The 5,996-nt window shown below is 54.3% G+C and carries 9 protein-coding genes; 3 read left to right on the top strand and 6 right to left on the bottom strand.

What is annotated here, in order from left to right:
• The 3 genes from SOP97_RS07145 to SOP97_RS07135 form a co-directional block, all read right to left on the bottom strand.
• Window positions 1-274, bottom strand: a 274-nt coding sequence (locus SOP97_RS07145; protein WP_322948764.1) for a transposase, incomplete at its 3' end; no start/stop codon positions are given.
• Between the two features lie 500 nt (window positions 275-774).
• Window positions 775-2,175, bottom strand: coding sequence for a DEAD/DEAH box helicase (locus SOP97_RS07140; protein WP_322948763.1), 1,401 nt, complete (start codon window positions 2,173-2,175; stop codon window positions 775-777).
• On the bottom strand, window positions 2,172-2,759 hold the full coding sequence (locus SOP97_RS07135) for a hypothetical protein (protein ID WP_274089676.1): 588 nt from the start codon (window positions 2,757-2,759) through the stop codon (window positions 2,172-2,174). Before SOP97_RS07135 ends, SOP97_RS07140 begins: the two co-directional genes overlap by 4 nt.
• 102 nt (window positions 2,760-2,861) lie before the next feature.
• Between SOP97_RS07135 and SOP97_RS07130 the strand changes: the two genes are divergently transcribed.
• The 3 genes from SOP97_RS07130 to SOP97_RS07120 all read left to right on the top strand — a co-directional run bounded on the left by SOP97_RS07130 (window position 2,862) and on the right by SOP97_RS07120 (window position 3,830).
• Window positions 2,862-3,095, top strand: a complete 234-nt coding sequence (locus tag SOP97_RS07130; protein ID WP_167143841.1) for a helix-turn-helix domain-containing protein — start codon at window positions 2,862-2,864, stop codon at window positions 3,093-3,095.
• A 290-nt stretch (window positions 3,096-3,385) separates the two neighbouring features.
• Window positions 3,386-3,553: a CopG family transcriptional regulator gene (locus SOP97_RS07125; protein WP_241693739.1), complete on the top strand. Its 168-nt coding sequence runs from the start codon at window positions 3,386-3,388 to the stop codon at window positions 3,551-3,553.
• Between the two features lie 70 nt (window positions 3,554-3,623).
• Window positions 3,624-3,830 (top strand): MbcA/ParS/Xre antitoxin family protein, encoded by a 207-nt coding sequence (locus SOP97_RS07120; RefSeq protein ID WP_167143845.1) that lies wholly within the window; start codon window positions 3,624-3,626, stop codon window positions 3,828-3,830.
• Between the two features lie 67 nt (window positions 3,831-3,897).
• Here the strand turns inward: SOP97_RS07120 and SOP97_RS07115 are convergent, their stop codons facing one another.
• The 3 genes from SOP97_RS07115 to SOP97_RS07105 form a co-directional block, all read right to left on the bottom strand.
• Complete coding sequence (locus SOP97_RS07115) at window positions 3,898-4,755, bottom strand: sterol desaturase family protein (RefSeq protein WP_167143848.1); 858 nt, start codon at window positions 4,753-4,755, stop codon at window positions 3,898-3,900.
• 129 nt (window positions 4,756-4,884) lie between these two features.
• On the bottom strand, window positions 4,885-5,619 hold the full coding sequence (locus SOP97_RS07110) for a helix-turn-helix domain-containing protein (RefSeq protein WP_167143851.1): 735 nt from the start codon (window positions 5,617-5,619) through the stop codon (window positions 4,885-4,887).
• A 226-nt stretch (window positions 5,620-5,845) separates the two neighbouring features.
• The coding region (locus SOP97_RS07105; RefSeq protein WP_322948765.1) for an ATP-binding protein at window positions 5,846-5,996 on the bottom strand (151 nt) is incomplete at its 5' end.

Genomic DNA, 5,996 nt, shown 5'->3' with positions numbered 1-5,996 from the left:
GCCCAGCAAACTGGCGCAGGATGGTGGTTTCGTACAGCGCCTCTTCCATCGCCGGATCGCTGTAACCGAACCAGTTCTGCATCAGATGCACTCGCAGCATCGCCATCAGCGGATAGGCCGGACGACCACCATCACCCTTGGGGTAATGGGGTTCGATCAAGGCAATCAACCCCTTCCACGGAACCACCCGATCCATTTCGATCAGGAATAATTCTTTGCGGGTCTGCTTGCGCTTGCTGGCGTACTCGGCGTCGGCGAAGGTCATCTGCTTCATCGGAAAACTCAGCGGGTGGAATCCGGGTATTTTGCCAAAATCAGGAAGTCTTCTTCAGAATTTCCCTAACGACCGGGCGTGTCCATATTGTCTGGGTGAGCGCCCTCGGCCAAGAAGCCAACAGGCTCATTTTCCCGTCCTTTAGTCGCCGCAACGCGGAACATATTGTGCTGCCACTCTGGCGTGGGCGTCATCAAGCGTACCGCTTCGTCTGAGAGCTTAGCTATCAAGGCATACTTGTGGGTCTTTCTCTTTTGCATCAGGTTAATCCTCGGCATATGTGCGCGCGTAAACATCTACCAAGCCTCGCAATCGGTACATGCACCCGATCGAAGCAACACGCGCAACAGCGCTGCAACCGTCGCAGATCCGTTTATCAGTCATGCCTCAACGTCTGAGTCCTAACATCAATGCCCACGCCCCCTAATTTCTTAGTCGATGACATGGTCAACCACACACTCGCAACTCCCACTTCACCTGACCCATTAGGCGTCAACACTTCAAAAACAAGCCAACAACTGCTGCCTGTAATGCTGGGAAAAACTCACCTGATGACTTGGCTCGACTGAAAAGCCCTCTAGTGAAATGGTGCTCGTAGCTCCAGCCCCAATAGCCTGCTCTTTGCCACATCCAATACTGTTATCTAGATTATTGATATTGTCCGCAGCCTCGATCGAGCTCGGCGTTGAGCCTGAAGTGGGAGCTGGCATCTGTACCTCGTTTAGTACCGCCAAGTCCTCCGGCAAGTCATCCGCAATTCTCTCAGCCAAACACTGCAGCGTCGGCTCCGCCAACATGAACAGCCAAGCTTGATCATCGGACTCACCTGTACGCCTAAGCACTCGCCCAAGCACTTGCCGGTAATGCAACTCGGTGCGAATGCGGCTGAGATAGCAGCACACCTGAAGCCGGGGGATGTCCGTTCCTTCGCTGATCATTCCGACAGCGACAATCCAGGGAGAGGCGCTCTGCCTAAAGGCATTGATCACCTGCTGCGCATCCGGGATTTTGTTGGTCACAATGCAGCAAACCCCACCCCTGGACTCCAGAGCCTGGGCAATTTGCTGAGCGTGCTCAATGTCAGTGGCAACAACCAAACCGGCAGCATTCGGCTTGATTTGGCGAAGCTCATTGAGCTTGTTACAGCCAAGATCGAGTAGCTGATTGATCACGTCGTCATGGCGCAGCAATTCTTCGTAGGTGACAGGCGATTCCCCCAAGAGTTTGGCAATGCTGGGAAACATCCTGACTGTACTCTCAGGACCCATTTCCTCGGTCAGTTTTACCTTCTGATTGTCGAGCAAGACAATACGAGGAGAACGGCATACCGCATCGGCAATGGCCTCTTTCAGTCCGTATCGGTAGTCACAGATCAAGTGCCCTTCTGGCGTCGAGTACCGGGCCAAGACAATAGCCCGGTCATCTGAGCGCCATGGCGTACCGGAGAGCGCCAAGGTGAAGGCTGCGCGGTCTTGTATCCGATGCAATATCTGCTGCCCCCAGGCGTTGCTGAGAAGCGGATCATGGCCAGCGCAATGGTGAATCTCATCGAAGACCACGAGCACACGGTAATCATCAAGAAGCTGCCAGAACCCCTCATCTCGGTGCTCCATGGCCTGGTAGGTAAACGCCGTTCCCACAGCGCCTATCTGGCCATCCAGCCGCCTGCCAAGTACCTCTGCAAAGGTTGAGCGGAAGCCATCGACAACCTGGCAGGATGGCGCGAAGCACATCACCAGATCGATTTTGTCCTGCTTAAGCAACCTACTAGCTAACTCTGCCGCCATGCGTGTCTTCCCAGCTCCCGGCGTCGCCTGGCAGAAGAAGTGCGGTGTAGTGGCAAAGTGCTCCAATGCCGTGTCGATGCAGCTGAGTTGCCAGTCTCGTAGCGATCTGGTCATCGTGCAGCAAGCGTCTTGAGGGTCTTTTCGATGGCCCGAAGATGTCCGAGTAGACGTGAACTGCGATCCCTGGCCTCTAGGTACTCGTCTTCGACCTTATCCCGCAAATGCGGCATGTCTTCTAGGAGGAGCTTGAATCGCTCCGCCTCTCCCATTGAAGACAGGAAGTCCAAGCGGATTTCTTTGTGGAGCGCTTCCAGATGCTGATCCGCACTGGCTGACGACTCAAGCGGGACAGCCTCAACTTGAAACACTACAGATTCCCGCTCGGGCTCAGAAACAGTCTTTAGGCTGTTCTCAAACCCGTTGTCAACCAACTCCAATTGCAGGTGTGCCGGAATCGGTTTCAGGTGGTAGACCTGCCCTCGCGAACGACGCTCTTCATCAAGCACAAGCCAGCCCGTGCGCAGTAATCGTCGAATCTGCTCATACACATAGCGGCGCACATCGGCGATACGAAAAGTCTTGCCCTCTAGACGCTTGGCATAGGCATCACGCAGTTCACGGGTCGTGAATCTTATGCTCCCTTCTTCCTGAAGCAGCTCATACAGACGCCTGTCGAAGATAAACGAGGCCGATTTCATTGAGGCACCAGAAGAGTTAACGCGTAAAAATGCGGATTATAATCCGTGGCTCGTGCGTCCGCAAACGCACGATAGTGCCGCCTCAGAGGAATTGAGACGGTCATGGATAAATTGGCGAAAGTGTTAGGGGAACGCATCCGAACACAAAGGAAGATTTGCCACATGTCTCAGGATGTACTGGCGTTGGCCTGCAGTATCGACCGTAGCTATATGGGCCGGATCGAGCGTGGCGAAGTAAACATCACCGTCGAGAAGCTTTATCGCATCGCAGGCGAGCTGGCCTGCGATCCATCCCGCCTTCTGCCTCAAATGTCAGAGCTACAACCGCCTGATTGATACTGGCGAAGCCTGGCGTTATCTACTGACTGCTCGGATTTGTTTTTCGGCTCCAAGGTGCCGTCCTGCACCAGCTCGCGCATGAACTTTTACACCCGCATGCTTTCTGGGTTATTCGGGTTGAGGGAACGTGCCGCAAGCTTGGCGGAAGTGGAGACGCCCTCCATAATGAAATCAGAGCGAGGCTTTCTAACCCAAAGTCTGTGGTTCCTTGCTTCATACGAGCAACCCGCCATTGCTCGTCCCACCAAATCCCGACGCATCAAGGTCCATACTGCGAGGACTGGTTCATGGAGCAAGCTCTTTCCGCCCGGATTGATCAAGAACAAGACCGCCATTCCCTGACCCTTGACGCGTTGGCCGAGGTGGATGCAGGCCGTGTGATTAACCACAAAGCAGTCCAAGATTGGGCTGACAGTCTCAGTGACGGAGATCCTACCCAGCGCCTTCTGCGCTGATACGCCCTCAAGTAATAGCGCTAGGCAGACTACTGCCTGCCCAAAAACTGCAATTGAACTAAGGGTATCTATGTTTGACTACAGTGATCCGCAGTACAAAGAACTATTTGCACTAGCCACAGAAGTTCTTGGCAGTAGCGAAATGGCTGTTGCATGGATGAATGGACCTGCTTTAGGCCTAAATGGCTCTCGTCCGATCGACCTTATTTTCGGCCCAAATAGTGCGGAGGACGTGAAAGCTCTATTAGATCGTATGCACTATGGGATTTATCATTAGCAAAACTATGGCAGCGGCTCGCGATTGCACGCTTGAATAATTGCTTCCGTTCTTTTCACGAACAATTCTAAGCTTTACCTCTAAATGGTTCGGCCAACTGATCTATATATCCGGTGGGGTAGCGCCGATCACGCAGGCCGACATCATTACTACCAGGTTGCTTGGCACTGTCGTAGAAGGTTTTGAATAGCAGATCCCACACCAACAGAAACTCGCCGAAATTAACTTGGGCATCCTCAAAATCACGTTTGTGATGCCAACGATGTGTTTCAGCTACGCCGATAATGCGCCGCAACCATCCAATCGAATAATCTAAGTTGGAGTGCTGAAAAGCCAGATGCACCGTGAGTATTCCAAACCAGGTGGCCACCAGCGAAGACGGTGTTCCCAGCGCGAACAGCAACAACAATCCAGGTCCTGCCATGATGGCCGCATGCAGGGGATGACGCCGCTCTCCGTTCATCCAGTAGAGCCGCTCAGCGCTGTGATGGGGCTCGTGTAGGTGCCACAACCAGGGGATGTGATGGCTGAGGCGGTGCATGGAATACAAACTCAGGTCTAAGATAGCTGCCACGATGAGCAGTTGTAGCCAGAGAGGCAGCTCGGTAGGAAACCCACTCAGCTCAGCAGGCACAAGGTCCCCCACACGAGATAGAACAGCGGCAGTGAACTGGATGACCGACAAATTCACGACTAGGTGAATAAGGTCCGTTAGAGTGTCATCGTGATCGTTGAGCCAGTCCTGCCGGAAAGGCTGGAGTCGCTCCATACCAGCTACACAGCCGACTCCCACGGCCGCCAGGATTGCTGTGCTTGGCCAGTAAGGGATGCCTTGATAAAGCAGCCAGATCATCGCTGCCGATATACCACCGAAAATCGCCGGATAACTAAACCAGCGAAGCAAAAACCTCGACGCGCTGCCCATTGTGAACCCTCCATGCAGTTGGTTTCACTTTGAACTGTTCGCCCGCTATACGCTTGAACGAAGGAGCTAATAACTCGGGCTGTGGATACGCAAACAGCATCGGTAGAAGTATCCCGGTTGAAGTAAATGTCAGCTTTGTAGCCTCACATGACCGAGCGCTGAAGAGGGGTCGAGTCCGAACAGCGCACGAAAAGAACGTGAAAAATGGGCTGCGTCGGCAAATCCAGCGGCATGAGCGGCCGCTGTTAGATTATGTCCGATAGATACGAACTGCAGCGCCACAACCAGCCGACTCCATTTGCGATAGCTACGCAGCTGAAGTCCGGTTTGCTCGACAAACCAATGAGAGAACCGGGTGGGCGACAGATGCACAAGCGCGGCCAGTCGCACCCGATCATCTTGTCGCTCTTCCAGCGCCTGAAGCACAGCCCGCATACGCGGATCAGCCGCCTGCGGTGTTTTCAGGCCTAGTAGTCGCCTGACCTCCTCACGAACCAGCTGAGCAGATACCTCCGGCGTTTCAAGTAGCTGCTCGATGGCAGCCGTATTGTCTGCCGGGATCGAGACCAACTGGGCGGCCGATATACAGCTCATGGCACGGGCCTCTTCCGACAGCGCATCAAGGTAGATCGAAAGCACTTCAGTGCCTTCAATCTGGTGCAGTGTGCCAGCCTTTATGCAGATGGCCGGAGCAGTAAGCACCTGATTCAGACCTCGCACCGTCACTTGACCGCAAAGGCCAATGGTCACTTGGTGCGCCATATGGCTGTGCAGATCATGGCTGCCAGCATGCCCCAAGAAGATCCCCAGCCCTGGCGATACCCAGGCTTTTCCACGCCAGCAGACGCCCTCGGAAATGGCCATTTAAGCGCCTCAGGCCTTTGTGTCGTGCTGCTTGTTGGCGCTGATGGAAAATTGACCCACCCTGCCGATTGAAATTTGACCCAGGGCGGATTGCTGATTTTGTTACCAGCAACTGTGGATAAGTCTACCAGCGCAGCTGCTGTTGCCCCCACTCCTTCGCTAGCCCAGTTCAGTTGTTTAAGACCTGCCACACGCAGCCATGTAGCAGGCCGTCGTCGCCATGAAATCAGAACGGCTCATCGTCCTCCGGTTCTTGGCCGCCCTTACGCTTTCGCTCCCGTGATTTGATCTTGGCCTGGGCCGCCAAGCTACTGTGTTGCAGGCGATAGGACTCGTTACCGGTTTCGACGATGTGGCAGTGGTGGGTCAGCCGATCC

The organism is Pseudomonas spirodelae, from assembly GCF_034653255.1.
In the GTDB taxonomy this organism is placed as follows: Bacteria; Pseudomonadota; Gammaproteobacteria; order Pseudomonadales; family Pseudomonadaceae; genus Aquipseudomonas; species Aquipseudomonas spirodelae.
Note: the sequence above shows the minus strand (reverse complement) of the source record. Positions and strands in the feature narration are given on the sequence as shown.